This window comes from Type-F symbiont of Plautia stali (assembly GCF_059731105.1).
In genome coordinates, this window is sequence record NZ_AP035909.1 from 1,914,208 (window position 1) to 1,940,001 (window position 25,794).

The window sequence follows — 25,794 nt, forward strand, 5'->3', positions numbered from 1 at the left end:
GGTTTCTATTATCAAAAGAGGGTTCTGGTTGCAATAAGGTTACGGGGGTGGGTAAATAAGGGGTTTTTTTATGAGTGCGGGCTTGTGTGGGTTATTAATTAACTAAGAAGATAACGGATATTATTAATTGGCAATACAGGGTTGGGCGGTAATAAGTGGCTTTATAAAAGCCACTTATTAAATTAGTTAAATGCGTAACTCACCGTGAATCCAGCGCTGTAATTACGACCGGGCGCAGACTCGAAATAACGGCCATTACTCTCGTTCACAATCACCGACCCCACGTAATGCCGGTCAAACAGGTTATCGACCCGCCCAAACAGATCCAGCGTCCACGCGTCCAGTTTCCATTTATAGCCACTGTTCAGTGCGGCCACCGTGTAAGAGGGGGTGTTAACGCTGTTCTGATCTTCAGCGGCAATCTGGCTCAGGTAGCGCACTTCACTTCCCGCATAGAAACCCTCTTCCGGCAGGTAGCCCAGGCCTGCGTAGGCCATGTTGCGGGCAATGCCCGGAATACGGTTGCCGTCACAGCTGTCACTGCCGCAGGCGTTGCTGCGATAGCGCGCATCCAGCAGGGTGTAAGCCATCTTCAGCCGCCAGTCCCAGGCAAACTGCTGGTCCAGGCTCAGCTCAAGACCGCGACGGCGTGTCTGACCAGCGTTTTTATAGGTGGTACGACCGCCGCTGCTGGCATCTGCCACAATCTCATCGCGGGTGTCAGTCTGGAACAGCGCCGCGCTCAGCAGGCCATTGCCAATACGTTTTTTGGTGCCTGCCTCCAGCGTGTCGCTGGTGGCGGGTTTCAGTCCCAGGTTCAGGCCGGTCGCATTATCCGAACGATAGGAAAGCTCATTGATGGTCGGGGTTTCAAAGCCGCGCCCGGCAGAGATCCACACGTTCCAGCCGGGATCAACGGCATACTTCAGCGCCGCCGCGGGCAGCCACTTGTGATAGCGCGCATTCCCGCTGTCGTCGCCGTTGCCGGGACGAATGTAGAAGTCATTCGAGTCAAAGTTGACGGTGCTGAAGCGCACGCCCGCATCGAGCGAAAGCTTATCCGTCAGTTGCCAGGCGGTCTGCAGGTAGGGATCGAGCGTCCACATCAGGTTGCGCTCGTTGCGTCGCAGATTGCCCTGTTCGCCCAGGTGCGTAACCGGACTCAACATCTGGATTGTTGATGCTAACAACCTGACCGTAAACCAGATTCAGCTCATCGCGACCCGCCACATCCAGCAACACCAGGAGACTTAGCTGGTAGCTATCGATTATATGCGCCTGATTAAGCTGCAGAACGCCCGCCGTCTAGATCTGGCAGTGGGCGAAGTATCAAAGGGATTGAAGTCGCTGGCGAAGGCTAACCACCTGCCGGTGGTGGCACTCAGTCAGCTTTTACGCAGAGTGGAGAGTCGACCGAACAAGCGCCTGGTAAACGCTGATCTGAAGGACTCAGGCGAAGTTGAAGCCGATGCTGAAATCATCATGATGCTGTATCGCGATGAGGTTTATAACTCGGATCCGCAGCCTCGGGCATTTTTGAAATCAACATCATCAAAAATCGCAACGGGCCGCTGGGTAGTGTATATCGTAGGTTCTGGAACGGGCATTTCCACAAAATCGATTAGGATAAAGCCCGCGCCAGAAGCAAGGAACGGGAAGAGGCACATACCAGCAATAACGTTATTCAAAAGGGAAAGCAGCATAATACGTGAAATTCACCTTCAACTTTAGCTCTGGAGCGCATGGGCAGCATGCGAAGGCAAAGGGGGAGAAACACAGCGACGGTGCGATCGGCTGTTGATTAATTGGTAATAAGTTTGAATCTTCACTTACCCGCCAAAATTCAAGCCTTATGGTTTCTGATAATTGAGATGATAAGTAGGGCGGTAACATCTCGATGATACCACCCAATTTGGCAGGTGTTTTTTTGGGCGTCAACTCGAACCTCAACGGCTGGGAGGTTGTTTATTTTTGCGTTTTGGTAGTGGATATCGAAGTTTGACAGCTTTGGTTTCAAGTTCCCTTGGTCCTTTAGTAGGGTCGTAAAAATACCAAATATTGAATTTCCGTTCCCAGTTCCAAGTATCATAAAAAAACCCATCCCAGCCTAAGTAGGATGCTATTTTTTTGGCAACTTCTATTTTTTTTGGATTTGTTGCTTTTTCTTGGAAAACACTCATCACCGCACCCAGTAAAAAGTCCGCTATTTGAATCTGATGAGACTTTTTAGAATCTTTAGATTTAACGTATTTGATAGCTTCTTTCCGTCCTGTAGCATTAAAAATCACATTGTTTGCAATTTTATGAAGAGCTTCATCTGCCTTTTGATATCTTGAGGGTATAGGATCTACGTCAATACGGAATTCGCAATCTCGTTGAGGATGTGTTCTTATAATTTTGATGATTTTTGAGGTTAGCAGCTCAGTAAAATGCTTACGCATAGCTAGATCATAATCGCCACCATGATATTTTTTATCAACGTGCGACTTCTGTACGATGATGCAATGAAATGCAAGCCACGGATGCTTAAAAAAAGTCTCGATTACATCTTCGTAGAAAGCCTGGTTGCGGGGAGAGTGGGCCCTTTGCCACTTTAGCTCATCATAGCAATTATGCTTTTCTCGGAGGTCTCGCATGATCTGTGAGAACTGCCCTCGACGTTGGTATCGCATCCAAACGCTACCATAGCCGTAAAATCGTGCACCGCCAGTTCCAGACTCATCGCATGAGACATGCCATATAAGTTTGCCCGGGTTATTTAAATCTACTTCTTCCTCAAAATCGTCAAGTTCATCCATAGTTATGCCGGTTATGATATATCCGAGATGGATAACTATTAAACATCAACATTTATGATTGATAAAGATCATTTTGCGCCATTATCTCAATCTGATAGAACACAGACCTTCTATCCTTGCGGTTATCTGTTCAAAACAGATATGGCGTACCTATTATGCAAACTTACCTATGACGGATTAGCGCCTGTCTAGATAGTGCATCGTTGCAGTTAGCAAGAAAAATCCGCATGGCTGACGAGTCTAGCTCTAACCAGTGCATGCGTCGGTGCACCAAAAACAGAGCGGCCTTGAGACGAAGGAAGAAACGATTGACGGTTGGACAACTCTTTGCGTGTAGCTTCTGCAATAAAATGGCTTCGGCTGGAGTATCGGGAATCCTGACTAACAGCCTGATAAATTTTCTCAATTAAAAGATGAGGCATGGTAATATTAATGCGCTCTGACTTGCCGAAATACTTGGTGATGTCAATATCAACATCTACCAAAACGTTTTTCAAATTTGGTTTAACTTTCGCGTAATCCAGTAGATGCTGATCGCTAGCTTTGGGTATATCTAAACCTTTCTCAGCTAGCAGCTCGAAGTGAACCTTTAAAGCCGATTTTGCATTGTTGTATGCATCGGCGAAGCTATCACCAGCAAAGATGCATCTAGGCACATCTGGAAACCAGCCACTTGCGGAACCATCAACTTCGACTTCAATAACGCCCGTATATAACATGCAATTACCTCGCCTATGAAATAGCGCCCTTGCGGCGGCTCGTGACTGTTTGAATTTTGCATCCTCTATGATTTGGTGGACTGTACTAGTTTTCAAAATGACTACTGACAGCACCTACCAATTTTCGGAGGTGGGGGTTAAAGGCATGCCGGACAAGGAAGTTGTTTTCTGCGCAATTCAGATTGCCTGCCTTTATGCCCATAAACTGACAAGTGAAGCCAAATTGAGTACCAAAATACTAGTACATAAAATTATTAATCATCTTTTCTTTTTTAAATCAGATGGTTATCTAATTTAGGGTTTAGCTCTGCCTCTCATTTTTACAACTCTGCCTGTTCTGTATCTGCAGACCGGGCACGCTGCTGAGGTTTTCCGACAGGTTCACGCGCGGGGCGGCCTGACGCATATCGTCGCCGCTGACCACGCTCAGGGCCGCGGGGGTATCGAGTTCGTTGAGCCCCTGTTCTGACGGTGCGGCGGTGACGACCAGGGTCGCGTCGTTATCCGCCGCCAGCAGCGGCAGCGGCAGCATGGCGGGTAACATGACCAGCGTCATCTGACGCAGAGAAATTATTTTCATTATAAGTCGCCTGGAAAAGAGAAGAGGTATTGAACCAGATGGAACAATTGTCGCGTATGGTAAGGGTTTGCCCGGTTGGGGTACACCGTTTCGGGCTGGATTTTTTCTCTGTTTACCGCCAGGCTGAAACGCAACTTTACTGGTCACGGGCATCCACCGTTGTGGGATGCCGTCAGATAACTCAAGGGAGTCAGCATGAAACAACCTGAAGTAGCGGTTCTGGGATTAGGCGCAATGGGGCACGCATTTGCCGCTAATCTGCTGAAGAAAGGCTTTACCGTGCACGGCTGGAATCGCACCCGCGCACGCGGCGAAGATTTGCTGGACGCGGGGTTGCAGCTGGCTGACTCGCCGGACGAGGCGGTGCGCCAGGCGGATGTCGTGATCGCCATGCTGGCGGACGGTGATACCACTGAGCAGGTGCTGCATCAGGTTAAGGAAGCCCTTAAACAGGGTGCAACGCTGTGCCAGATGGGCACCATCGGGGTGGAAAAAACGGACGCGCTGATCGCCTTTTTCGCAGAGGCCCGTCCCGATCTGCTGTTTATTGATGCGCCGGTTTCCGGCACTAAGGCACCGGCCGAAAACGCACAGATTCTGGTGCTCGCCAGTGGCGATCAGAGCCGGGCGCAGGCGGCAGAAGCGGTGTTTGCCGCCATCGGTAAAGGTACGCAGTGGCTGGGCGAAGCGGGTAAAAGCAGCCGTATGAAGCTGGTGATCAACAGCTGGCTGATTGGCATGATGCAGAGCCTGGCAGAGAGTACCCAGCTGGCAGCGCAGTTCGGCTTCTCCACCGAGGATCTCTGGCAGGTGCTGGAGGGCGGTCCGCTCGCGGCCCCTTATGCAAAAATGAAGCTGGAGATGATGGCCCGCGATGACTACACCCCGCAGATGCATCTGGTCTGGGCGCTGAAGGATGCCCGACTGGCGCTCGATGCCGCAGAAACGCCGCTGCCGGCGCTGGAGAATATTTCCCGGCTCTGGCAGCAGGCGGTTGATGACGGACACGGTGAAGAGGATCTGGCGGTGATCTACCGCTATCTGAAGGCGCAATGAGCCAGCAGCCGGTTGACTTCAGCCATCGTCCGCTGGTGCCGCTGGCGCACGACTACCTGCACGGTGCCAGTGAGCCCTGGCACCACCATACCTGCGCACAGCTGATCCACACGCTGAGCGGCGTGGTGCGGGTGGAAACGGAGTATGGCAGCTGGATCGTGCCACCGAGCCGCGGCGTCTGGCTGCCCGCATTTACCCGTCATGCGTTGCAGATTACCGGCAGCGTCGCGGCGCGCACGCTGTTTATCGATCCGCTGGCACGCGCCGATCTGCCCGCCAGCTGTCAGGTGGTGCAGATTTCGCCGTTGCTGCGTGAGCTGATTGTTACCGCACTCGCGCTGCCGGTGCATTACGAAGCAGGCAGCCGGGCTGAGCGGGTAATGGAGTTGATTCTGGATGAAATTCGCGGCATGGATGTGCTGCCGTTTGCGCTGCCGACGCCACACAGCGCCCGGCTTCAGGCGCTGTGTGAGCGGATCCAGCAGACCCCCGGCGAAAACTGGACGCTACTGCGCGCCAGTACCCACCTTAACGTCTCGGGCCGGACGCTGGCCCGCCATTTTATGCGCGAAACCGGATTGCAGTTCAGCGACTGGGTGCGACGCGCCCGGCTGGCGATCGCCCTGACGCGACTGGCGCAGGGCGATGCGGTGCTGCGGGTGGCGCTGGAGCTGGGCTATGAAAGCCCCAGCGCCTTCAGTGCGATGTTTCGTCGTCTGCTGGGCGTGTCGCCGACGGACTATTTTCCGCCACCAGAAAGCAGCCCGCCGCGCTGAGCAGTGCCTGCAGGGCCGCACGGGTCGTGTCGTTGTCGATGCTCACACCCCAGGCCCGCACCCCACGCGCATCCACACAGCTGATATAGGCCACGGATCGGCTGTCACTGCGCCGCCCCAGCGTGTGTTCATGATAATCCTCAATGGTCAGATGAAGATCGAACGCACCCGCGAGGGCATTGACCGCCGCCGACAGCCAGCCATTGCCCCGGCCGGTGAGCGTCACGGGGCGCTCCTGACAGCGGACGCTGGCGCGCATCTGCGTCTGTCCGGCGCTGTCGCTCTGGCTGTCAGCCTGCTCCAGGGTGATTGCAGGCTGCGTCACACCGTAGCGGCGGCAAAAGAGCTGCCACAGCGCGTAGTGCGTCATCTCTCCACCGTGCCGGTCTGTCTCCTGCTGCACACAGCGGCTGAAATCTCGCTGCAGGGCACGCGGCAGCTGTAAACCGTGATTCTGTTCCAGCAGCCAGGCGGCTCCGCTTTTGCCTGACTGGCTGTTGACACGGATCACCGCCTCATAGCTGCAGCCGATGTCGGCCGGGTCAAGGGGCAGGTAGGGCATCTGCCACAGCGTCTCCTGCTGTTCGGCGCGAATGGCGAACCCTTTTTTGATCGCGTCCTGATGCGAACCGGAGAAGGCGGTGAAGACCAGCTCCCCCGCGTAGGGATGGCGGGGATGCACCGGCAACTGGTTGCAGCGGGTCACCACCTCAATCACCTCCTGCATTTTGCTGAAGTCGAGCTGCGGCGAAACGCCCTGCGTGTAGAGATTCAGCGCCAGCGTGACCAGATCGACATTGCCGGTGCGCTCGCCGTTGCCAAACAGGCAGCCTTCAACCCGGTCAGCGCCCGCCAGCAGAGCCAGCTCCGCGCAGGCGACGCCGGTGCCGCGATCGTTATGCGGATGGACGCTGATACAGACGGCATCGCGGCGGCTGAAGTGGCGACAGAAATACTCGATCTGATCGGCATAGACATTCGGCGTATTCACCTCCACCGTGGCGGGCAGGTTGATGATCATCGGCCGCGCGGCATCGGGCTGCCAGACATCCGCCACCGCCTCGCAAATCTCCAGAACGAACGCCGGTTCGGTGAAACAGAACGTCTCGGGTGAATATTGAAAGGTCCAGTGGGTTGCTGGCTGTGCCTCGCATCCGGCGCGGATCTGCCGCGCGCCTGCGGTGGCGAGGGCGATAATCTCCGCTTTGCTCTGTTTAAAAACCCGCTCGCGAAACAGCGGCGCAGTGGCGTTATAGAGATGCACAATGGCGCGCGGCACCCCCAGCAGCGATTCGAAGGTGCGGGCGATCAGATCGGCACGCGCCTGTGTCAGCACCTGCAGCGTCACATCCTGCGGAATGCGCTGCTGTTCAATCAGATCGCGAACGAAATTAAAATCTGTCTGCGATGCTGAGGGAAAGGCGACCTCGATCTCCCGGAAACCGCAGCGCAGCAGCAGATCCCAGAAGGCCATTTTGCGCTCGCGATCCATCGGCTCTGCCAGCGCCTGATTGCCATCGCGCAGATCGGTAGAGAGCCAGCGCGGTGCCTGAGTGAGCTGGCGTGAAGGCCACTGACGATCGGGCAGCGACATCAGCGGGGCGGGACGGTATTTATCAGCGGGTTGCGTCAGCATAGGGTTCTCCTTGTTTTTTTATCATTCTGCCGCCAGCGCCTCTCCGCCGCGCGCGCGATGCTGACAACCTGATGCGCAAAAGTGACAACACACAGCAAGGTGAATATGCAAGCAGCGCTGTTCCGCCTGAAGACGCAGAAGGCTGAAAAGGGAAGGCTCTGAGTTGATGTCAGATAGGTGAGCATCAGGCGCTGTAGTCAAAGACGATGCCCACAGCGTGGGCTGGTAAGATTACGTCGGGATCAGTGTCGTTCTCACCTGAGGACAATCAGAGTCAGAACAGCGAGCGCTGTGCCGAGATAGCAGATTCCTGCAAACATCCACAGACGCACTAACGAGATCATCCAGCGGCTGACAGTGAGTCTGTTTTCGCCGAAAAAGGAGTAAGCAGGACTCTCCTTGCTGAGGGAGGCTATTGGTTTATTCCTGCTGAGATTAATGAAAAATCTGCACACCTGATATGCGCCAAAAAAACCGGCCATGTGATAGAACGAACAGGGTGGCGGAAACTGATATTTCTCCAGGAACAGGGAAATGAGTCTGTCATACGCTTTTCTGTTAAAAGCGTACAGAAAGAAAGAGATGAAAATCAGAAAGCTACCAGCCAGGCCAGAGATCAGCCCCGCTCTTGAGATATAAAACTCAGTCACCTGTTGACCCCAGTAAATAATCCACTTCAGACCGGCGCATAAGAAATGTTCTCTGCACTCTATCCTGAAATATTCAGGACAACACCCTGCGTGCGCTCCGGTTTGATGAATCTGCCGGGCGGGGTTAGCATGATCGCCTGTTTCTCCGGGTGAACACTTATGCTGATTTTTGACGGTCACAACGACCTGCTGCTTAACCTCTGGCTGCACCATCGCGATGCGCCTGTGCAGGCGTTTTATCAGGGTATTGAACGGGGCCACCTCGATTTCCCGCGCATTCAGCAGGGCGGCTTTGGCGGCGGGCTGTTTGCGATTTTTGTGCCGCCGCAGGAGTACATTGCCCGCACCGTGCCAGCCCGTGCCGGTGAACCCTGGCAACCGCTTGAGATCATGTGGCAGCAGTTGCAGATCCTGCAGCAACTGGCCGATGAATCAGGGGGCCGGGCGCGTCTCTGCCGCAGCGTGGAGGAGATTACAGAGTGCCGGGCGGCGGGTGTGCTGGCGATGGTGGCGCATATCGAAGGGGCCGATGCGCTGGATGAAGAGGGCGAACAGCTGCACGCCTTCTGGCAGGCGGGGGTGCGCAGCATCGGGCCGTTCTGGAATCTGCCTAACCGCTTTGGTCAGGGCGTCAGCGGCAGCTTCCCCGGCTCACCCGATACCGGGCCGGGGCTGACCCCGGCCGGTGAACGGCTGATCCAGCAGGCCAGCGCGCTCAATATGATGATCGACGTCTCTCACATGAATGAAAAGGCCTTCCGGGACACTGCCCGGATCGCCGCTGCGCCGCTGGTCGCCAGCCACTCTAACGCGCACGCCCTCTGCCCGCAGCCGCGCAATCTCACGGATGCGCAGCTGATGGCGATCCGCGACAGCGGGGGGCTGGTCGGCATCAACTTCGGCAACGCGTTTCTGCGGGCGGACGGTAAACGCGATGCCGACACGCCATTAACAGAAATTGTTAAGCATTGTGATCATCTGTTGAGGATAATGGGCAGCGACCATGTGGCCTTTGGCTCCGATTTCGACGGCATCACCCCGCCGGATGCGCTGGGGGATGTCAGCGGGATGCCGCGTCTGCTCGCGGCTTTCCGGGAAGCGGGCTATGATCAGACACTGACAGAGAAGCTGGCATGGGGAAACTGGCAGCGGGTTTTACGTCTGACCGGGCTGTGATAACAATTTCCTTACGTCCGGACTTGATCCCGACGCGCCATTGGCGCACCATCTGCCTGGAAATTGTGACAGTGCTCTCATTTAATCGCTATCACGCTGATTCCAGGCAGCTAAACTACTGTTAATAAAGAGGATATAAATTATGTGGAAAAAACCAACCTTCGTTGATCTGCGTCTCGGTCTGGAAGTGACTCTCTACATCTCCAACCGTTAATCGTTATGCCCGCCTTCTGAGCGGGCATTTTTTCAACTTCTGGTTTTCCTCTATGTTTATCAAAATCCTCGGTTCGGCCGCGGGTGGCGGGTTTCCGCAGTGGAACTGCAACTGCGCCAACTGCCACGGCGTGCGAAACGGCACGATTCAGGCCAGCATGCGTACACAGTCGTCGATTATCCTCAGCGATAACGGCGAGGCCTGGGTGCTGTGCAATGCCTCTCCCGATATCAGTCAACAGATCCTGCATACGCCCGAGCTGACACGTAAAGGGGTACTGCGCGGCACCGCGATAGGTGCCATTATCCTGACCGACAGTCAGATCGATCACACCACCGGGCTGCTCAGCCTGCGTGAAGGCTGTCCGCATCAGGTATGGTGCACCCCTGAGGTGCATGCCGACCTCAGCACCGGCTTCCCCATTTTTCCAATGCTCAGCCACTGGAACGGCGGCTTACAGCACCGGCCCATTGCGCCACTGACGCCGTTCAGCGTTGATGTCTGTCGCGATCTGGTGTTTACCGCGATTCCGATCATCAGTAACGCGCCGCCATACTCGCCCTATCGCGATCGGCCGCTGCCGGGTCACAACGTGGCGCTGTTTATCGAAAACCGCGCCAGCGGCCAGACGCTGCTCTATGCACCCGGTCTGGGAGAGCCTGATGACGTCATCCTGCCGTGGCTGCACAAGGCAGACTGCCTGCTGATTGACGGCACCGTCTGGCAGGATGATGAGCTGCTCGCCACCGGCGTAGGCCACAACACCGGCAAGGCAATGGGCCATCTGGCACTGGCAGAAGAGCAGGGGCTGATGGCGCTGCTGGCGTCGCTGCCGGCAAAACGCAAAATTCTGATCCACATTAACAACACCAATCCGATCCTTAACGAGCAGTCACCCCAGCGTCAGTTTCTGACAGAGCAGGGCATCGAGGTGAGCTGGGACGGAATGGCGATCCACCTTCAGGGCTAAATCATGCAGATCACCGAAACGCTGTCGCCACAGGCTTTTGAACAGGCTCTGCGCGACAAGGGTGCGTACTACCACATTTATCATCCCTATCACATTGCGATGCACAACGGTCAGGCGACCCGCGAGCAGATTCAGGGCTGGGTGGCCAACCGCTTCTATTACCAGACCACCATTCCGCTGAAAGATGCGGCGATCATGGCGAACTGTCCCGATCCGGCTACCCGGCGCAAATGGGTGCAGCGCATCCTTGACCATGACGGCAGTAATGGCGAAGAGGGCGGCATCGAAGCCTGGCTGCGGCTGGGCGAGGCCGTCGGTCTGACGCGTGAGGAACTGCTGTCGGAGCAACACGTGCTGCCTGGCGTGCGTTTTGCGGTGGATGCCTATATCAACTTTGCCCGCCGCGCCAACTGGCAGGAGGCCGCGTGCAGTTCACTGACAGAGCTGTTCGCGCCGCAGATCCATCAGTCGCGGCTCGACAGCTGGCCGCAGCACTATCCATGGATCAAAGAAGAGGGCTACTTCTACTTCCGCAGCCGCCTGGGTCAGGCGAACCGCGATGTGGAACATGGCCTGGCGCTGGCGCTGGACTTTTTCACCACCGCAGAGAGCCAGAACCGCATGCTGGAAATTTTGCAGTTTAAGCTCGATATTTTATGGAGCATGCTGGATGCGATGACCATGGCTTACGAGCTGAAACGTCCGCCTTATCACACCGTCACTGACAAGGCGGCGTGGCACACCACCCGACTGGTATAACCGATGAATGAGAACTCAATTGCCGCGTTTCGTCGCGGCTACCGCATGCAGTGGGAAGCCGCCCAGGAGAGCCACGTCGTGCTCTATCCGGAAGGGATGGCGAAACTGAATGAAACCGCCGCCGCCATTCTTGAGCTGGTGGATGGCAAACAGGATATCGCCGCGATTATCGCGACGCTGGACAGCCGTTTCCCGGAAGCGGGCGGCGTGGGTGCAGACGTTTTAGAGTTCCTGCAGTCAGCCTATGAACAGAAGTGGATACAGTTCCGTGACCCCGCATAAACCTGGCGTAAATCCGCCGCTCTGGCTGCTGGCCGAGCTGACCTATCGCTGCCCGCTGCAGTGTCCCTACTGCTCGAATCCGCTCGACTTTGCGCAGCAGGAGAAGGAGCTGACGACGGCGCAGTGGATTGAGGTGTTTCGCCAGGCGCGCGCCATGGGCAGCGTACAGCTCGGCTTTTCCGGCGGCGAGCCGCTGACCCGTAAAGATCTGCCGGAGCTGATTAAGGCCGCGCGCGATCTCGGCTTCTATACCAACCTCATTACTTCCGGCATCGGCCTGACAGAGAAGAAGCTGGATGCCTTCAGCGAGGCGGGTCTGGACCATATCCAGATCAGCTTTCAGGCGAGTGATGAAACCCTGAACGCCGCGCTGGCAGGTTCGAAAAAGGCGTTTCAGCAGAAGCTGGAGATGGCGAAGGCGGTGAAGGCCCACGGCTATCCGATGGTGCTCAACTTCGTGCTGCATCGCCACAACATCGATCAGATCGACAAAATTATCGACCTCTGCATCGAGCTGGAAGCGGATGACGTCGAGCTGGCGACCTGTCAGTTCTACGGCTGGGCGCAGCTGAACCGCGAGGGCCTGCTGCCTACCCGTGAGCAGATCGCTCGGGCGGAAGCGGTGGTAAACCGTTACCGTGAGCGCATGAGCGCCAGCGGCAGCCTGACCAATCTGCTGTTTGTGACCCCGGACTATTATGAAGAGCGGCCCAAGCCCTGCATGGGCGGCTGGGGTGCCATCTTCCTCAGCGTCACGCCGGAAGGCACCGCGCTGCCGTGTCACAGTGCGCGCCAGCTGCCGGTGGAGTTTCCGTCGGTGCTGACGCAGAGTCTGGACGATATCTGGTACAACTCGTTCGGTTTTAACCGCTATCGCGGTTTCGACTGGATGCCAGAGCCGTGCCGCTCCTGTGACGAGAAAGAGAAAGACTTCGGCGGCTGTCGCTGCCAGGCGTATATGCTGACCGGCAACGCCGACAACGCCGACCCGGTCTGCAGCAAATCACCGCATCACGGAAAAATCCTTGAGGCCCGCCGTGAGGCGGATTGCAGCGACATCAGGATTGGTCAGCTGCAGTTCCGTAACCGCAGCAACTCACAGCTGATCTACAAAACCCGGAACCTCTGATGATAACGCGCGGCCTGACGATCAATGGCCTGACGATTGAGCTGGTGCATCACGCCGACGCCAGTCAGGCCGCGGCGCTGATTCAGGTGGCGGCAGGCAGCCACGACGAGCCTGACCGCTGGCCAGGCCTGGCGCATCTGCTTGAGCATCTGCTTTTCACCGGCAGCACCGGCTGGCCTGATGAAGGCCGGCTGATGAGCTGGATCCAGGCGCAGGATGGCAGAGTTAACGCCACCACGCAGGCCCGCCGCAGCGCCTTCTTCTTTGAAGTTACGCCGTCGCTGCTGGCTGACGGGCTGCTGCGATTGCAGGATATGATTGCCCATCCGCTGCTCGACAATCAGGCGATCGGGCAGGAAGTGGCAGTGATTGACGCAGAGTATCAGCTGTTACAGCGCCATCAGCCGACACGCACGGAGGCGGCACTGCTGCACGCCGCAACATCACCCCCAGCATTCCGCCGCTTCCAGGCAGGGAGTCGCGCCACCTTTGGCGATGATCTCCCCGCTCTGCAGCGGGCGCTGTGCCAGTTCCACCAGCGCTATTACGTTTCCGGCAATATGCGGCTCTGGCTGCAGGGACCGCAGACGCTGGATGAGCTGGAGCAGCTGGCGCGGGATTTTGCCGCCAGGCTGCCGTCCGGTCACGCGCAGCAGGATCTGTCGCCGCCCGGACTGACAGGTGAGGCTGTCTGGCAACTGGCGGAGGGCGCACCCGCGGCGCTGTGGCGCAGCTGGCTGCTGAACAGTAGTGACGGTGTCACGTTATGGCGTGAGTTTCTGCTCGATGAAGCGCCCGGTTCACTGCTGGCGACGCTGCGCGAGCGGAAGCTGGCGGAGGCGCTGGATCTGCAATGGATCTATCAGGCCGATGACGCGCACTGGCTGGCTCTGAAGGTGGATACCGACCAGCCTGAGCTGACAGACAGCGTGATCGATGACTATCTGGCCGCGCTGCGCCAGACCACTGAATCGCAGCATCAGCACTATCAGCGGCTGGCACAGCAGCGTTTTGCCGCGCTCGCGCCGCTGGATCAGTTACGCCAGCGCGCCTTCGGCTTTGCGCCGGATGAGACGGAGTCTGCGTTGCCGCGGCTGCTGGCGTCGCTCTGCCGCGCGCCGCAAAGCTGGCTGATCTGCTCGCCGCAACCGGCGGCGGAGAATCTGGTCACGCAGGGATTCAGCCTGGCGCTCTCCCCGCGGAATGCCTTTTCCCGCACGAAGCCATCCCCGGCCTCATTCACCTTTTATCCGCTCAGCAGCGCCGTCACCGCTGAACCGTTGCCTGCCACGGCGGTAGTCTTACCGCATCATCAGCCTGACGACGGGGATGCTACGCTGATCCTGCGCCCGGAGTTCTGGACAACCTTTACGCCGGAGAGGGGCCTGGCGCTGGAAAAACGGCTGCGTCCGCTGTTTGCCGCGCTGCGCCATCAGGGCGGTCATGGGCGCTGGCAGGAAGTGGAGGGGGTGTGGCAACTGACGCTGCAGCTGCCGCCGGATGCGGCGGTGGCCGACAGGGCGCTCAGCCTGATTGTGCCTGCTCTCACGCCGCCTGCCGAATCCGGGCCGACTCCGCCTGTGGAGAGCATCGCCATTCGTGCGCTGCTGCAGCAGTTACCCTATGAGCTGGCGGTAAACGTAGCGCCCGGCAGCTGGCGGGCGGCACTGAAAGGGGGCAACGCGGCGCTGCACGCCCTGATCGCCCGGCGGCTGAGTGCGCTGTCGCTGCCGGTCAACCCGGCCGCGCCGCCGACGCGCATGACGCCCCGGACCGGTCTGACGCGTCTGCCCCATGCCAGCACCGATAATGCGCTGCTGCTCTTTATCCCGCTGCAGCAGAGTGAACAGCTGGCTGCGCTGCGGGCGCTGGCCCTGATCTACGAGCCGCGCTTTTTCCAGCGCTATCGGGTCGAACAGCCGGTGGGCTACGTGGTCAGCAGCCGCTATCTGCGCTGCGCCGACGAAGACGGGGTGCTGTTTGCGCTGCAGTCACCTGACTACAGCGCGCTCTCCCTGCTGCGCTACTGCCGCAACTTCCTGCGCTCGCTGACGCCGAAGCTGGGCGAGTGCGATCTGGTGGCACTGAAAACCCGCCTGCTCAGCAGAGAAAGCGATCAGCCGCTGGCACGGCTGCGTCAGGAGAATGGCCTGGCTGAACCCGATGCGGCGCAGATCCAGGCGCTGGATCTCAGGGATCTGCAGCAGCTGCATCGCACGCTGATGCAGGATCGCCGCCGCTGGCGGGTGCTGTTCACGGACGGAGAACGGACGCAGGCCTGGCAGAGAGTTGCTGAATTTATTTGAAAATTACCGACAAATCTCTTCACTGTCTAAAACGGGAAATTTGCACCACACTTAGTGCACTTTTGTCCGCATAAGGAATTGACCGTGAAGAACTTCAAACGTATTGCACTGCCCCTGTTAGCCGCTGCGACCCTGTATGCTCCCCTGTCCCAGGCTGAGGCGATGCACTACCAGCTGAACCCTGAGCATACGTCCGTCATCGTTGCCTGGAACCACTTCGGCTTCTCCAACCCGACCGCGGATATCCCGGATGCCACCGGTACGCTGGTGTTTGACAAAGATCATCCGGAAGCTTCACGCGTTGACGTGACCCTGCCGGTCAGCAAAATCGACAGCCACGTTGCGGCACTGACGAAAGAATTCAAAGGCGCGGACTATTTCGATACCGCGAAATACCCGACGGCCACCTTCCACAGCACCAAAGTGGTCGCGAAAGGCGACAACAAATTTGATGTTGAAGGTAACCTGACCCTGAAAGGGATCACCAAACCGGTTACGCTGCACGCTACGCTGAACAAGCAGGGCGAGCATCCGATGGTGAAGAAGCAGGCGATTGGTTTTGATGCCACCGGCACCATCAAACGCTCTGACTTTAAACTGGATAAATATGTGCCAGCGGTCAGCGACGAGGTCACTCTGACCCTGTCTACCGAAGCCTACGCGAAGTAACAGGCTGGCGGCGCAGCCCGTGCGGCTGCGCCACGTTTCTCACGCTGTCAGCCAGCCCTGCAGGCTCTCCAGCGTGACAGAGGCCCCGCCACAGACGATAACCAGCACCTTCTCTTCCGGCTTAAAGCTAATCTTCCCGTCATAGAGCATCGACAGCGACACGCCACAGGCAGGTTCTGTCAGAACACGATGATCGTCCAGAAAGCGGCGACAGGCGTTCACGGCTTCATCATCGGTCACCACCATCCCCCGGACGTCTGAACGGCGCGCCACCGTAAACGCATTTTCACACACCTGGCTGGCCGCCAGCGTCGTGGCAATCCCGCTGACGCTCTCCAGCGTGACCCGCTCGCCCGCCTTCAGCGCGGCGTTAAGGGAGGCGGTTCCCTCTGTTTCGACCGCATAAACCGGAATATGGCCGAGCTGATGTTTTTCCAGTCCCTGCATCACGCCGGAGAGCAGGCTGCCACCGCCTGTCGACAGGATGACGGCATCCGGACGCAGCCCTTCGTCGATCACTTCATCCACCAGCGTACTGATGCCATCCCACAGCAGCGGGTTGTCAAAGGGGTGAATATAGATATTCTCCGCTGTCGCCAGCGACAGGGCATACGCATTCGCTTCACTCCAGACCCTGCCGTGGACGATGAGCCTGGCGCCTTCCTGTTCAATAAGCTGTCTGGCGCGCGCCGAGGTGGTTTCAGGCACCACCACCGTAACCGGCAGCCCCAGCCGGCGGCCACTGTGGGCCACGGCAATACCCGCATTGCCGCCGGAGGAGCTGATAAAGGCTTTTGCGCCCTGCGCGGCGTAATGGCGGCAGATGTGGGCCGCACTCCGGAGCTTAAATGATCCGGTCGGCTGCGCTGATTCCATTTTCAGCCAGACATGGCTCCCGCTGTGCTGACTGAGTGGCAGGGAGTAAATGAGCGGGGTGCGGATACTGATTTCCATGCGTCTTATCCTGATCAAAGGCGTTGATGACAAACCGGCTGACTGTCAGGCCGGGGGTGCGGGAGAGCAGCGTCGGACAGGGGAAGCGTCCGCCTCGCCGAAGATAAGGCGCACGATTCTCCTTACAAATCATCATTCTTCTGCTGCATTTTCTGTCGGCTTTATTCGTTATACAGAAGAGTGTTACCTGTTCGCAACAGCGATGCTGAATCTGATTAACATGATGATGGGCAGGGGATATCGGCATCCTTTTATCCGCCGGCCGGCGGCGAAACCGGGAAAAATGAGGTGAAAGTCACAAATTCGTAACGTCACTGTCTCGCCTGATTCCGGCTTTTTCCGCCGTTCTCCCCATCCCGCCAGCCCGCACGCTAACCCGATGATTTATATCGATTCGTCTCAGGCGTAATAAGTCGGAATAGCGTGACTCACATCACAAATCATGCGCCTCATAATCCGCTGTCAATATTCGGGCCAGTGAAAAACCGCTCATAAATGTGACCTCACCTGCAAAGTGCAACTCCGCTTACCGGAAGAATGACCCTCAGCAGATTCAGCCAGCGAGGAGAGGATGATGCGGATTGGAATGGTCATCAGTGGCGGCGATGTCACCGGGATTAATAATTTTGTTTTCCAGATTGGCCGTCTGACCCAGGCCGGGATGGTGATATTTGACGGCGGCATTCCCGGCCTGCTGGCCAATAATCACCGTGAAATCAGCCAGCGCGATCTGCTGGACTTCTCCATCGCCGCGATTCCGGTCATTCAGTCGGGACGCACCGAAAAAAAACTGGTGCAGAGCGAGTACGAGCTGATTGCACGCCAGCTGAAAAACGCCCGGATTGACGTATTGATTCTGGCGGGCGGTGACGGATCGCTGCAGTTTCTTCACATGCTCTCACAGAGCGGGGTGAACTGCTTTGGTGTCGGCATGACCATCGACAACGATGTTTTCGGCAGTGACTACACCCTGGGCTTTTCCACCGCCTGCGAGCAGGTCTTAAAAGAGGTGGCGAAGCTGCGTAATACCGGGCGCGCCTTACCGGGCCGGGTATTTATGGTGGAGCTGCTCGGCGGCTACTGCGGTGAATTGACCCTGCAGTCCGCGATTAAAGCCAACGCGGATATTGCGCTTATCCCGGAGTGCCAGATCCCGGTGCCGCAGCTGGCGCAGCGCATTACCCGGCGGCTGGAACAGCAGAACAGCGTGGTGATTCTCTGTTCAGAAGGTTACACCCGGGAATATTCGCCCGGTTTTCAGGGCGCTATCGACACCTTAATCAAACAGCTTGAACCCCTGATTGGCGTTCGGATCCGTAAAACCATTCTCGGTTACGGACTGCGTAATGGTGACCCCACCTGCGAAGAGATTTATCAGGGCACCATTATGGCCAGTGAGGTGGTGCGTTGTATTCAGTCAGGCATGCGGAATAAAGCGGTCATTATTAACGGCAGCAATAAACCGATCCCGATTGATTTAATAAGCATGCAAAAACGCCTGGTCGATATTGACGGGCACTATTACAAACTCGCTAAACAACTCAACATCGTGTGAGGAGAAGAACATGCTGAAAATATTATGTGTCTGTGGTTGTGGATTAGGCTCCAGTTTTGCCATTGAGATGAGCGCAAAGGCCGTTTTAAAAAAACTGGAAATTGAAGCCGATATCGATCACACCACCATTTCAGAAGCAAATGCTTTTAAGTCAGATATGATCCTGACGCAAAAAGCCTTTGCCGATGTATTGAATGCGGATGCCACGCCAGAGCAGATTAAACGGGTCATTATTCTTAACCGGCTCACCGATAAAGCGGAAATAGAGCAGAAGATCCTGGCCTTTTTAAAAGAACGCAACCTGAAGGTCGCCGCCCATGAATAGTGTGATTGATTTTCTGGTCAAAGATCTGCTGGGACAGGCATCGATTCTGATCGCCTTTATTGCCCTTATCGGTCTGCTGCTGCAAAAAAAATCGGCAGGGAAGGTGATGGAAGGCACCTTTAAAACCCTGCTCGGATTTTTAATTATGATGGCGGGTATCAATATTATTGTCGGCACGCTGACCTTCCTGAACACCATCTTTACCCACGGCTTTGGCATGCGCGGTTATATCACCGATGTGGCCGCCATTGCCGGGCTGGCAAACCGTGAGCTGGGGTCGGAAGTGGCGCTGACGCTGCTGGCGATCTTTATCGTCAACATCATCATCGCGCGCCTGACGCCCTTTAAGTACATCTTCCTGACGGGACAGGCGCTGCTCTGGATGGCGACGATCGGCGCCGTCATCGGTTACAAAGCGGGACTGACCGGCCTGCCGCTGATCCTGACCGGCGGCATCTTCGGCGGCATCATGGCGGTCATCATGCCTGCGCTGGCGCAGCCGGTGGTGCGGCGCATTACCGAGTCGGATGATGTCGCGCTGGGTCACTTCTGCACCATTGGCTATCTGGTCACGGCTGCGGTCGCCAGAGTGGTCGGCAAAGGCTCCCGCTCAACCGAAGATCTGAAGCTGCCGGATAACTTTAAGTTTCTGCAGGACACCTATCTGTCGATGGCGCTGGTGATGGTGCCGATGTATCTGATCCCCGCCCTGGCCGCCGGCCCGGCCTTCATCGCACAGTACAGCAACGGCATGAACTACCTGATGTACGCCTTTATGCAGTCGATTCAGTTTGTTGCCGGGGTGTTTGTGCTCTACAGCGGCGTTCGCCTGCTGCTAAACGAGCTGGTGCCTGCGTTCCGCGGTATCGCCATGCGGGTGGTGCCGGATGCGAAACCGGCGCTGGACTGTCCGGTGATGTTTCCTTACGCCCCTAATGCGGTGATTGTCGGCTTCCTCGCCACCACGCTCGGCTCCATCGTCGGCATGCTTCTCTTCCCGATGATGGGTCTGGCGATGATCCTGCCCGGTCTGCTGACCAACTTCTTTGCCGGGGGCACCGCCGGGGTCTTTGGTAACGCCATGGGCGGGCGGCGCGGCGCGATGATCGGCGGCTTTGTTCACGGCCTCTTTATCACGTTCCTGCCCGCCATCCTGGTGCCGATGCTGGAAAGCTACGGCTTTACCGGCGTGACCTTCAGCGATTCCGATGTCATCAGTACCGGACTGGTACTCGGCCACGCTTTCCAGAATAACTGGCTGTTCGTCGCTCTGTTTATTGCCTTTGTTACCGCGCTTGCCTGGTTTGTTAATGGCAAATCCACCCGACCTCACGAGGAAAAAATCCATGAAACTTTATAATTTCGCCGACCTGCTTCAGCTGGCTAAACAGCGTGACTTTAAAGCGGTGGGATCTTTTAATCTGCACTGTCTGGAGATGCTGCCCGCCTATTTTAAAGCGGCAGAGAAAACCAGCAGTCCGTTGATGATCCAGATTTCCACCGGTACGGCGAAATATCTCGGCCATAAGCTGCTGGTCGACGCCATCAAATCGCTGTCAGAGAGCACCGGCGTGCCGACGTGTCTGCATCTCGATCACTGCTCGGATCTGACGGCTATTCAGACGGCGATCGACGCCGGCTTCAGCTCTGTGATGTATGACGGCTCTCATCTGCCAATTGAGGAAAATATTGCCAACACCCGTCGGGTGATCGATATGGCGCGACCGCACAACGTCTCGGTCGAGGCGGAGCTGGGGGCAATTGGCGGCTCGGAGGATGGCAAAAGCCTGGAGATGGAGGCGATTGCGTTTACGCCGGTGGAGGATGCGCGTCGCTTCGTGGAGGAAACCGGCGTCGATATGCTGGCGATCTCTATCGGCACCGTGCACGGGCTTTACACCGGCAAGGCGCACATTCAGCATCAGCGGCTGGCCGATATTACGGCGGCCACCCGCACGCCGCTGGTTCTGCACGGCGGCACAGGCGTCAGCGACGAAGATATGCGGCTGGCGGTGAGCAGCGGGATTGAAAAGGTCAACGTCGGAACGGAAATGAACGTTCAGTGGGTGGCACAGTGCAAATCGACCTTTGAAAAAGGCAAGGTCAATGACAGCGTGCGTAATTTCCTGGTGCCGGCAAATGACGCAGTAACTAATGTGCTGGTGGAGAAGATGCAGTTATTCCGCTGATCGCCGGATCGGTTATCAGTCAGTCGTAACGTTTTTATTTTCATGCCTTAACTGAACCCCTGAAATAATCCGGGGCAGGAGAGCCTATGTTTGGATTTCTGAAAAAGTCACCGGCGGGTGAACCGGTCAGCCCGCAGCAGCAGGACCATCTGGCGGAACTCAGCCGCGGCAAAATAACGCAGCTGGAGGAGCAGCTGGCTATTAATCCGCGCGATGGCGCAACGCAGAAAGAATTAATGCTGGAATATAACCGGGCGTTAAGCTTATTTGCGAAAAGCCCTCGCTACCGCAATGAAATCGATGCGCTGTTTGTCAAAATAGATGAATTGCGCAATGTGGTTCGCCAGTCGATCTGAGGAGAGCGGATGACCATTAAGCAGTTATTACAGGAGGCCGACGCCATTCAGACCGGCATTGACGCCACGGACTGGCGTCAGGTTATCGCCCTGGCCGCGGCTCCGCTGGTCAGCGGCGGCTATCTTCACGCCTCCTATCCGGAGGCGGTGATTGCCAATACGCTGACGCATGGCGCGTACTATGTCTTTGAGGAGGGGATTGCCATTCCTCATGCGCGCCCGGAAGCCGGGGTGATCCGCGACTGTTTCAGTCTGATCCTGCTGAAGGAACCGATCTCCTTTGCGGGCAGCGATAAGGCGGACATTGTGATCATGTTTGGTGCGCGCGACAGTAACGCGCACATTGAAGAGGGGATCCGGGCCATTGTGTCGCTGCTGGAGGATGAGGAGACGCTGGTCAGGTTACGTCAGGCCAGCAGCGCAGCGGAGGTCATCGATATCTTATGACGCTGACAAATACGGTAAAACGGGTGGTGCTGGTGAACGGCATCCCGGCGTCGGGTAAAAGTACCCTGACGCAGGCGCTCTCTCACCATTTTGGCTGGCCGGTGCTGACGCTCGACGCGCTCAAAGAGCCGTTTATGCGCTGCTTTACCCCGGTTGACCGCGCGCGAAACCGGCAACTGGGCTGCGCGGCCTACCAGGCGATCTGGAACATTGTCGGCCAGGCACCGGCCAGTCAGATCTGGCTGATCGACGCCTGGTTCGGGTTTCAGCCGCGTGCGCTGCTGGAGCAGGGGCTGAAACAGGCCGGCGTGGAGGAGGCGCTTGAGCTGTGGCTGAAGATTGATCCGGAGGTGGCGGTGGCGCGCTATCAGGCACGGCTGTCGCAGCGGCTGCCGGGACATCCCGGTGCCGAGTATCTGCCGGAGCTGCGCCAGCTGGCGCGTCAGGCCAGGCCGATGGCGCTGGGGCCGGTCTGTGAGACTGACGCCTGCGCCCGGGACGACACGGCCGTTATTCACTGGCTGCAACATCAACTGACCAGAACCCGCTACACTTCAGCTCATCATGAGCGACGTGAGGAGCGGCAGGATGACATCACCCCCCTATCTGCAAACCGGTGAAAGCGCCGTGCTCTATGACGGCGTCTGTAAGCTGTGTAACGGCTGGGTTCAGTTTCTGCTGCGCCATCGGCTGGCGCGGCAGGTTCGTTTTGCCTCGGTGCAGAGCGAGCAGGGCAAGGCGCTGCTGCGCTGGGCCGGACTGCCGGAAGAGAAGATCAGCACCATTGTCTACATTAAAGGTGACCAGCACTGGCTGCGGGCGCAGGCGGTGTTCCGCGTTATGCAGCATCTCCCTCTGCCGTGGCGCGGGCTGGCGGTGCTGCGTCACTTCCCCGACACCCTCAGTAACTTTGCTTATGACCGCATCGCGTTAAATCGCTACAGGCTGTTTGGCCGTTACAGCAGCCAGCATGCGATTGTCCCCGATTATCCCGGACGTTTTCTGCATCAGGTTGATGCCCCGCGCTGAAGTGTGAAAGGTGGCTGTGGGCGGCACTGAGATCAATGATATCCTTGGGGTTATTGTTGCTGCCCATGACCACAGCACGCCTGTGCTGCCAGACAACGGATAGAGGGATGCATGCCGGTTAACTTCGATCTCAACGATCTCTACGCGTTTCGCGCGCTGGTGGAGTTTGGTAACTTTCGCCTGGCGGCGGAATCGATCTGTCTCTCCCAGTCGGCGCTGAGCCGCCGGATCGATAAACTGGAAACCACACTGGGGATCAAACTGTTTGAGCGCACCACGCGCCGCGTAACGCTGACGCTGAAAGGGCACGCGTTTGCGCAGCGCTCAGACAAGCTGCTGACAGACTTCGAAGAGGTGATGGCCGATCTCAGTGAGGTCAGCCTCGCCCGCACGGGGCTGATTACGGTCGCCTGCGTGCCGTCAGCGGCCTACTACTTCATGCCCAATATCATCCGGCTGTTTCAGGTGCGCTACCCCAGAGTGCGGGTGAAACTGATCGACAGCAGTGCGGCCAATGTGTATGACGCGGTGATCGGCGGGCAGGCGGATTTCGGCATCAGCTTCTCCAGCCGTTCGCAGCCGGATGTCCATTTTCAGCCGCTGAGGGATGACCCTTACGTGGCGGCCTGTCGGCGCGATCATCCGATTGCCGGAAAAAAGAGTCTGAGCTGGCAGGCGTTTTATCAGTATGAGTGGATCGGGCTGGATAAGACCTCCGGTAATCGCAATCTGCTGGATCAGGCATTGCAGGCGATCGTGCCGGAGAAGCCCTGTGTCTGCGAAACCCGGCACGTCACGACCATGCTGGGAATGGTTGAGGCGGGGCTCGGCATTGCTGCCGTCCCCGCCATGTCGATGCCGGGTTATGATCACGCCCTGCTGACGGGCGTGCCGTTAACCGACCCGGAGGTGAAACGCACCATCGGCCTGCTGCGCAAAAATGGCCGGATGCTGTCGCATATCGCGGGCGAACTGGAAAACCTGATTACTGAACAGTATCAGCTTCTCTGACCGGTTTTGAGGCCGTCACGCTGTGCAGTCCGCTGGCCAGCACGGCCTTCTGGTTTTCCGGCGACGCGAGCCAGTGCAGCAGCTTACTCGCCTCATCCGGCTGCCCGGAGGTGCGCACCACGGCACCGGCAAAGCGGGTGGTGTATTGCAGCTTCGCCGGCAGCTCCCCAATAAAGGTGACGCCTGGCACGGGCAACAACTCACTCACCTGCTGAAACCCGATACTGTATTTCCCGGCCGCCACCTCTGACGCCACCGGAATGCGCTCAACCTTCACGGCTTTATTCCTGACCTGGTCCTCAATGCCCAGCCGGCTGAAAAGCTGGCTGCTGACATATTTACCGCTGGCGCTGTCGGAATAGGCGATGGAACCGGCCTTCAGCAGGGTGGCGCGGAGTTCACTTTCGCTGCCGATTTTAACCGGCGTCGCCCCCTGTCTGATGACCGCGCCGATGCGCGAGTCGGCGAGTTCTACCCGTGAACCCGGCAGCGTCTGACCCTTTTTCTCCAGTCCGGTCAGCGCGTCGCCGACCATAATCACCACATCGGCCGGTTCACCGCGCGCCAGTCGCGCCGGGATCGCCTGTGGGGTCTTGCCCATCGACGGACCGGCAACCGTATGGAGGGTGATCCCTTCCTGCCGGGCGAAACGGGGCGAGAGAGTATCCCAGGCCGCTTTAAACCCGCCGGAGATCATCACCGTCAGTTCTTTGGCCTGCGCACCGGCACTGCCCAGCAACAGGGGGATTAACAGTAAAGCAGATTTCATTCTCAGTTCCTCAGCTAAAGGTCTTACCGGCGTGGGATAACGCACGGCTGGTACGGCGATAGAGATAGAGGGTGGCCAGCAGGGCGCAGACAGCCGCAAAGCTCATCCAGTAGCCGGGCGACGCTTTATCGCCGGTCAGCTCAATCAGGCCGGTGGACATCACCGGGGTAAAGCCGCCAAACAGGGCAGTCGCCAGGCTGTAGGCCAGTGAAAAGCCCGCGACGCGCACTTCAGCCGGCATGATTTCGGTCAGGGCCGGGATCATCGCACCGTTGTAGAGACCGTAGATCATCGAAAGCCACAGCAGCACGCCCAGCATCATTGAGAAGCCGGGGGCCGCCGCCAGCAGGCTCAGCGCCGGATAGCTGGTCGCCATCGCCAGCAGGGTCATCGCCACCAGGATCGGCTTACGGCCAAAGCGGTCGGAGAGCGCGCCGCCGATCGGCAACCAGATAAAGTTCGATACCGCCACCAGTAACGTCACCAGCAGGCTGTCAGAGGCGCTAAGCAGCAGCACTTTCTTGCCAAAGGTCGGGGCGTAAACCGTGATCAGGTAAAACGCGGTGGTTGTCATCGCGACCATCAGCATGCCGGCAATCACGACCTGCCAGTTAGCGAGCAGAATACGGAACACCTGCTTCACTTCGGGATGGCTGCGACGATTGTTGAACTCCTGCGTCTCTTCGAGCTTGCGGCGCAGCACGAAAATAAACGGCACGATCAGACAGCCGAACAGGAAGGGAATACGCCAGCCCCACTCGCGGATTTCACTTTCTGCCAGTACGGCGTTGAGAATAAAGCCCATCGCGGCGGCGACCATAATGGCCACCTGCTGGCTGCCTGACTGCCAGCTGGTGTAGAAGCCTTTGCGGCCTGGCGTGGCGATCTCGGCCAGATAGACCGACACACCACCCAGCTCCGCACCGGCCGAGAAGCCCTGCAACAGGCGGCCGATCAGCACCAGCAGCGGCGCCCACAGGCCAATGCTCTGGTAGGAGGGGATCAGCACGATCAGAAAGGTGCCCGCCGCCATAATGGAGAGCGTAACGATTAGTCCCTTACGACGGCCGACCTTATCGATGTAGGCTCCCAGCACGACCGCGCCGATAGGGCGCATCAGGAAACCGGCCCCAAACACGGCAAAGGTCATCATCAGGGAGGCGAACTCACTGCTGGCCGGAAAGAAGGTGTGAGCGATATAGGTGGCATAGAAACCGAACAGGAAGAAATCGAACTGTTCGAGGAAGTTGCCAGAGGTCACACGGAAAATTGCGCCAATCCTGGCGCGGTGAGTCATGGGTGAGGTGGTCTGCATCAGAAGCTCCAGTAAGGTATGACGCTTTTTGCCGCGCCTGTGACTGAAGAGTGGATCAGCGCCCGGCGCTAAATAAGTGCAAAATGAGAATCAATTGATGTGTCAGTCGCATGATTGCCCGGCG

27 protein-coding genes and 3 pseudogenes are annotated in these 25,794 nt (G+C 57.5%); 21 read left to right on the plus strand and 9 right to left on the minus strand.

The window, feature by feature from the left end; genetic code table 11:
- Positions 1-182: 182 nt before the first annotated feature.
- A pseudogene (locus AC6I7A_RS09025) lies at positions 183-1,157 on the minus strand (TonB-dependent receptor domain-containing protein); the annotation flags it as partial.
- Between AC6I7A_RS09025 and AC6I7A_RS09030 the strand changes: the two are divergent.
- Positions 1,153-1,622, plus strand: a pseudogene (locus AC6I7A_RS09030) (DnaB-like helicase C-terminal domain-containing protein); the annotation flags it as partial. The pseudogenes AC6I7A_RS09025 and AC6I7A_RS09030 sit on opposite strands and share 5 nt — an antisense overlap.
- 324 nt (positions 1,623-1,946) lie before the next feature.
- Here the strand turns inward: AC6I7A_RS09030 and AC6I7A_RS09035 are convergent.
- The 3 genes and pseudogenes from AC6I7A_RS09035 to AC6I7A_RS09045 form a co-directional block, all read right to left on the minus strand.
- Positions 1,947-2,798: a DUF3800 domain-containing protein gene (locus tag AC6I7A_RS09035; protein WP_058958243.1), complete on the minus strand. Its 852-nt coding sequence runs from the start codon at positions 2,796-2,798 to the stop codon at positions 1,947-1,949.
- A gap of 209 nt (positions 2,799-3,007) precedes the next feature.
- Positions 3,008-3,517, minus strand: coding sequence for a type II toxin-antitoxin system HicB family antitoxin (locus AC6I7A_RS09040; protein ID WP_064484522.1), 510 nt, complete (start codon positions 3,515-3,517; stop codon positions 3,008-3,010).
- Between the two features lie 307 nt (positions 3,518-3,824).
- Positions 3,825-4,097: pseudogene (locus AC6I7A_RS09045) on the minus strand (TonB-dependent siderophore receptor); the annotation flags it as partial.
- Between the two features lie 195 nt (positions 4,098-4,292).
- Here AC6I7A_RS09045 and AC6I7A_RS09050 point away from each other — a divergent pair.
- Both AC6I7A_RS09050 and AC6I7A_RS09055 read left to right on the plus strand, forming a co-directional pair.
- Entirely contained in the window at positions 4,293-5,153 is an 861-nt protein-coding gene (locus AC6I7A_RS09050) for an NAD(P)-dependent oxidoreductase (protein WP_058958240.1), read from the plus strand.
- Positions 5,150-5,929, plus strand: a complete 780-nt coding sequence (locus AC6I7A_RS09055) for an AraC family transcriptional regulator (RefSeq protein ID WP_058958239.1) — start codon at positions 5,150-5,152, stop codon at positions 5,927-5,929. The genes AC6I7A_RS09050 and AC6I7A_RS09055 overlap by 4 nt, the downstream gene beginning before the upstream one ends.
- Here the strand turns inward: AC6I7A_RS09055 and leuA are convergent.
- Both leuA and AC6I7A_RS09065 read right to left on the minus strand, forming a co-directional pair.
- A complete protein-coding gene (gene leuA, locus AC6I7A_RS09060; protein ID WP_058958238.1) occupies positions 5,850-7,565 on the minus strand; it encodes a 2-isopropylmalate synthase in 1,716 nt (571 codons plus the stop codon). The genes AC6I7A_RS09055 and leuA overlap by 80 nt on opposite strands.
- A 254-nt stretch (positions 7,566-7,819) precedes the next feature.
- Positions 7,820-8,395, minus strand: coding sequence for a hypothetical protein (locus tag AC6I7A_RS09065; RefSeq protein ID WP_230200885.1), 576 nt, complete (start codon positions 8,393-8,395; stop codon positions 7,820-7,822).
- Here AC6I7A_RS09065 and AC6I7A_RS09070 point away from each other — a divergent pair.
- The 8 genes from AC6I7A_RS09070 (at position 8,375) to AC6I7A_RS09105 (ending at position 15,720) form a co-directional block, all read left to right on the plus strand.
- Positions 8,375-9,391 carry a dipeptidase gene (locus AC6I7A_RS09070; RefSeq protein ID WP_058958236.1) on the plus strand — a complete coding sequence of 339 codons (1,017 nt, stop codon included), beginning with the start codon at positions 8,375-8,377 and terminating at the stop codon, positions 9,389-9,391. The two genes, AC6I7A_RS09065 and AC6I7A_RS09070, sit on opposite strands and share 21 nt — an antisense overlap.
- A gap of 142 nt (positions 9,392-9,533) precedes the next feature.
- Entirely contained in the window at positions 9,534-9,605 is a 72-nt protein-coding gene (pqqA, locus tag AC6I7A_RS09075) for a pyrroloquinoline quinone precursor peptide PqqA (RefSeq protein ID WP_009090272.1), read from the plus strand.
- 52 nt (positions 9,606-9,657) lie between these two features.
- Positions 9,658-10,575 carry a pyrroloquinoline quinone biosynthesis protein PqqB gene (gene pqqB / locus AC6I7A_RS09080; RefSeq protein WP_058958235.1) on the plus strand — a complete coding sequence of 306 codons (918 nt, stop codon included), beginning with the start codon at positions 9,658-9,660 and terminating at the stop codon, positions 10,573-10,575.
- A gap of 3 nt (positions 10,576-10,578) precedes the next feature.
- Positions 10,579-11,334, plus strand: a complete 756-nt coding sequence (pqqC, locus tag AC6I7A_RS09085) for a pyrroloquinoline-quinone synthase PqqC (protein ID WP_009090267.1) — start codon at positions 10,579-10,581, stop codon at positions 11,332-11,334.
- 3 nt (positions 11,335-11,337) lie between these two features.
- Positions 11,338-11,616: a pyrroloquinoline quinone biosynthesis peptide chaperone PqqD gene (pqqD, locus tag AC6I7A_RS09090; protein ID WP_046101796.1), complete on the plus strand. Its 279-nt coding sequence runs from the start codon at positions 11,338-11,340 to the stop codon at positions 11,614-11,616.
- Positions 11,579-12,745, plus strand: coding sequence for a pyrroloquinoline quinone biosynthesis protein PqqE (gene pqqE, locus AC6I7A_RS09095; protein WP_498004781.1), 1,167 nt, complete (start codon positions 11,579-11,581; stop codon positions 12,743-12,745). The genes pqqD and pqqE overlap by 38 nt, the downstream gene beginning before the upstream one ends.
- Positions 12,745-15,051, plus strand: coding sequence for a pyrroloquinoline quinone biosynthesis protein PqqF (gene pqqF, locus AC6I7A_RS09100; RefSeq protein WP_058958233.1), 2,307 nt, complete (start codon positions 12,745-12,747; stop codon positions 15,049-15,051). The genes pqqE and pqqF overlap by 1 nt, the downstream gene beginning before the upstream one ends.
- Before the next feature lie 84 nt (positions 15,052-15,135).
- Complete coding sequence (locus AC6I7A_RS09105) at positions 15,136-15,720, plus strand: YceI family protein (protein ID WP_046101799.1); 585 nt, start codon at positions 15,136-15,138, stop codon at positions 15,718-15,720.
- A 39-nt stretch (positions 15,721-15,759) separates the two neighbouring features.
- Here AC6I7A_RS09105 and AC6I7A_RS09110 read toward each other — a convergent pair whose 3' ends face one another.
- Complete coding sequence (locus AC6I7A_RS09110; RefSeq protein ID WP_058958232.1) at positions 15,760-16,674, minus strand: pyridoxal-phosphate dependent enzyme; 915 nt, start codon at positions 16,672-16,674, stop codon at positions 15,760-15,762.
- On the opposite strand from AC6I7A_RS09110, the gene AC6I7A_RS09115 reads away from it, so the two are divergent.
- The 10 genes from AC6I7A_RS09115 (at position 16,673) to psrA (ending at position 23,586) form a co-directional block, all read left to right on the plus strand.
- Entirely contained in the window at positions 16,673-16,966 is a 294-nt protein-coding gene (locus AC6I7A_RS09115) for a hypothetical protein (RefSeq protein WP_058958231.1), read from the plus strand. The genes AC6I7A_RS09110 and AC6I7A_RS09115 overlap by 2 nt on opposite strands.
- Positions 16,967-17,248: 282 nt before the next feature.
- On the plus strand, positions 17,249-18,229 hold the full coding sequence (locus tag AC6I7A_RS09120; protein ID WP_058958230.1) for a 6-phosphofructokinase: 981 nt from the start codon (positions 17,249-17,251) through the stop codon (positions 18,227-18,229).
- Between the two features lie 10 nt (positions 18,230-18,239).
- Complete coding sequence (locus AC6I7A_RS09125; protein ID WP_009090254.1) at positions 18,240-18,554, plus strand: PTS sugar transporter subunit IIB; 315 nt, start codon at positions 18,240-18,242, stop codon at positions 18,552-18,554.
- Positions 18,547-19,914, plus strand: coding sequence for a PTS sugar transporter subunit IIC (locus AC6I7A_RS09130; protein ID WP_009090252.1), 1,368 nt, complete (start codon positions 18,547-18,549; stop codon positions 19,912-19,914). Before AC6I7A_RS09125 ends, AC6I7A_RS09130 begins: the two co-directional genes overlap by 8 nt.
- On the plus strand, positions 19,901-20,743 hold the full coding sequence (locus tag AC6I7A_RS09135) for a class II fructose-bisphosphate aldolase (RefSeq protein WP_009090250.1): 843 nt from the start codon (positions 19,901-19,903) through the stop codon (positions 20,741-20,743). Before AC6I7A_RS09130 ends, AC6I7A_RS09135 begins: the two co-directional genes overlap by 14 nt.
- An 86-nt stretch (positions 20,744-20,829) precedes the next feature.
- Complete coding sequence (locus tag AC6I7A_RS09140; RefSeq protein ID WP_058958229.1) at positions 20,830-21,099, plus strand: hypothetical protein; 270 nt, start codon at positions 20,830-20,832, stop codon at positions 21,097-21,099.
- A gap of 9 nt (positions 21,100-21,108) precedes the next feature.
- On the plus strand, positions 21,109-21,546 hold the full coding sequence (locus AC6I7A_RS09145; protein WP_046101806.1) for a PTS sugar transporter subunit IIA: 438 nt from the start codon (positions 21,109-21,111) through the stop codon (positions 21,544-21,546).
- Positions 21,543-22,166 (plus strand): P-loop nucleotide/nucleoside kinase family protein, encoded by a 624-nt coding sequence (locus AC6I7A_RS09150; protein WP_046101807.1) that lies wholly within the window; start codon positions 21,543-21,545, stop codon positions 22,164-22,166. The genes AC6I7A_RS09145 and AC6I7A_RS09150 overlap by 4 nt, the downstream gene beginning before the upstream one ends.
- On the plus strand, positions 22,135-22,575 hold the full coding sequence (locus AC6I7A_RS09155) for a thiol-disulfide oxidoreductase DCC family protein (protein ID WP_046101808.1): 441 nt from the start codon (positions 22,135-22,137) through the stop codon (positions 22,573-22,575). The genes AC6I7A_RS09150 and AC6I7A_RS09155 overlap by 32 nt, the downstream gene beginning before the upstream one ends.
- A gap of 111 nt (positions 22,576-22,686) precedes the next feature.
- Positions 22,687-23,586: an L-proline-binding transcription factor PsrA gene (gene psrA, locus AC6I7A_RS09160; RefSeq protein ID WP_058958228.1), complete on the plus strand. Its 900-nt coding sequence runs from the start codon at positions 22,687-22,689 to the stop codon at positions 23,584-23,586.
- Here the strand turns inward: psrA and AC6I7A_RS09165 are convergent.
- Complete coding sequence (locus AC6I7A_RS09165) at positions 23,561-24,355, minus strand: substrate-binding domain-containing protein (RefSeq protein ID WP_140028527.1); 795 nt, start codon at positions 24,353-24,355, stop codon at positions 23,561-23,563. The two genes, psrA and AC6I7A_RS09165, sit on opposite strands and share 26 nt — an antisense overlap.
- 10 nt (positions 24,356-24,365) lie before the next feature.
- The gene (locus AC6I7A_RS09170) at positions 24,366-25,673 is read right to left on the minus strand and encodes an MFS transporter (protein ID WP_276047101.1); all 1,308 of its coding nucleotides are present in this window, start codon (positions 25,671-25,673) and stop codon (positions 24,366-24,368) included.
- Positions 25,674-25,794: the final 121 nt, after the last annotated feature.

Excerpts from the sequence above, each read along its gene's own strand:
- AC6I7A_RS09035 (WP_058958243.1), bottom strand. The coding sequence starts at position 2,798 with ATGGATGAACTTGACGATTTTGAGGAAGAAGTAGATTTAAATAACCCG.
- AC6I7A_RS09040 (WP_064484522.1), bottom strand. The coding sequence starts at position 3,517 with ATGTTATATACGGGCGTTATTGAAGTCGAAGTTGATGGTTCCGCAAGT.
- AC6I7A_RS09050 (WP_058958240.1), top strand. The coding sequence starts at position 4,293 with ATGAAACAACCTGAAGTAGCGGTTCTGGGATTAGGCGCAATGGGGCAC.
- AC6I7A_RS09055 (WP_058958239.1), top strand. The coding sequence starts at position 5,150 with ATGAGCCAGCAGCCGGTTGACTTCAGCCATCGTCCGCTGGTGCCGCTG.
- leuA (WP_058958238.1), bottom strand. The coding sequence starts at position 7,565 with ATGCTGACGCAACCCGCTGATAAATACCGTCCCGCCCCGCTGATGTCG.
- AC6I7A_RS09070 (WP_058958236.1), top strand. The coding sequence starts at position 8,375 with ATGCTGATTTTTGACGGTCACAACGACCTGCTGCTTAACCTCTGGCTG.
- pqqB (WP_058958235.1), top strand. The coding sequence starts at position 9,658 with ATGTTTATCAAAATCCTCGGTTCGGCCGCGGGTGGCGGGTTTCCGCAG.
- pqqC (WP_009090267.1), top strand. The coding sequence starts at position 10,579 with ATGCAGATCACCGAAACGCTGTCGCCACAGGCTTTTGAACAGGCTCTG.
- pqqD (WP_046101796.1), top strand. The coding sequence starts at position 11,338 with ATGAATGAGAACTCAATTGCCGCGTTTCGTCGCGGCTACCGCATGCAG.
- pqqE (WP_498004781.1), top strand. The coding sequence starts at position 11,579 with ATGAACAGAAGTGGATACAGTTCCGTGACCCCGCATAAACCTGGCGTA.
- pqqF (WP_058958233.1), top strand. The coding sequence starts at position 12,745 with ATGATAACGCGCGGCCTGACGATCAATGGCCTGACGATTGAGCTGGTG.
- AC6I7A_RS09115 (WP_058958231.1), top strand. The coding sequence starts at position 16,673 with ATGCGTCTTATCCTGATCAAAGGCGTTGATGACAAACCGGCTGACTGT.
- AC6I7A_RS09110 (WP_058958232.1), bottom strand. The coding sequence starts at position 16,674 with ATGGAAATCAGTATCCGCACCCCGCTCATTTACTCCCTGCCACTCAGT.
- AC6I7A_RS09120 (WP_058958230.1), top strand. The coding sequence starts at position 17,249 with ATGCGGATTGGAATGGTCATCAGTGGCGGCGATGTCACCGGGATTAAT.
- AC6I7A_RS09125 (WP_009090254.1), top strand. The coding sequence starts at position 18,240 with ATGCTGAAAATATTATGTGTCTGTGGTTGTGGATTAGGCTCCAGTTTT.
- AC6I7A_RS09130 (WP_009090252.1), top strand. The coding sequence starts at position 18,547 with ATGAATAGTGTGATTGATTTTCTGGTCAAAGATCTGCTGGGACAGGCA.
- AC6I7A_RS09135 (WP_009090250.1), top strand. The coding sequence starts at position 19,901 with ATGAAACTTTATAATTTCGCCGACCTGCTTCAGCTGGCTAAACAGCGT.
- AC6I7A_RS09140 (WP_058958229.1), top strand. The coding sequence starts at position 20,830 with ATGTTTGGATTTCTGAAAAAGTCACCGGCGGGTGAACCGGTCAGCCCG.
- AC6I7A_RS09145 (WP_046101806.1), top strand. The coding sequence starts at position 21,109 with ATGACCATTAAGCAGTTATTACAGGAGGCCGACGCCATTCAGACCGGC.
- AC6I7A_RS09150 (WP_046101807.1), top strand. The coding sequence starts at position 21,543 with ATGACGCTGACAAATACGGTAAAACGGGTGGTGCTGGTGAACGGCATC.
- AC6I7A_RS09155 (WP_046101808.1), top strand. The coding sequence starts at position 22,135 with ATGACATCACCCCCCTATCTGCAAACCGGTGAAAGCGCCGTGCTCTAT.
- psrA (WP_058958228.1), top strand. The coding sequence starts at position 22,687 with ATGCCGGTTAACTTCGATCTCAACGATCTCTACGCGTTTCGCGCGCTG.
- AC6I7A_RS09165 (WP_140028527.1), bottom strand. The coding sequence starts at position 24,355 with ATGAAATCTGCTTTACTGTTAATCCCCCTGTTGCTGGGCAGTGCCGGT.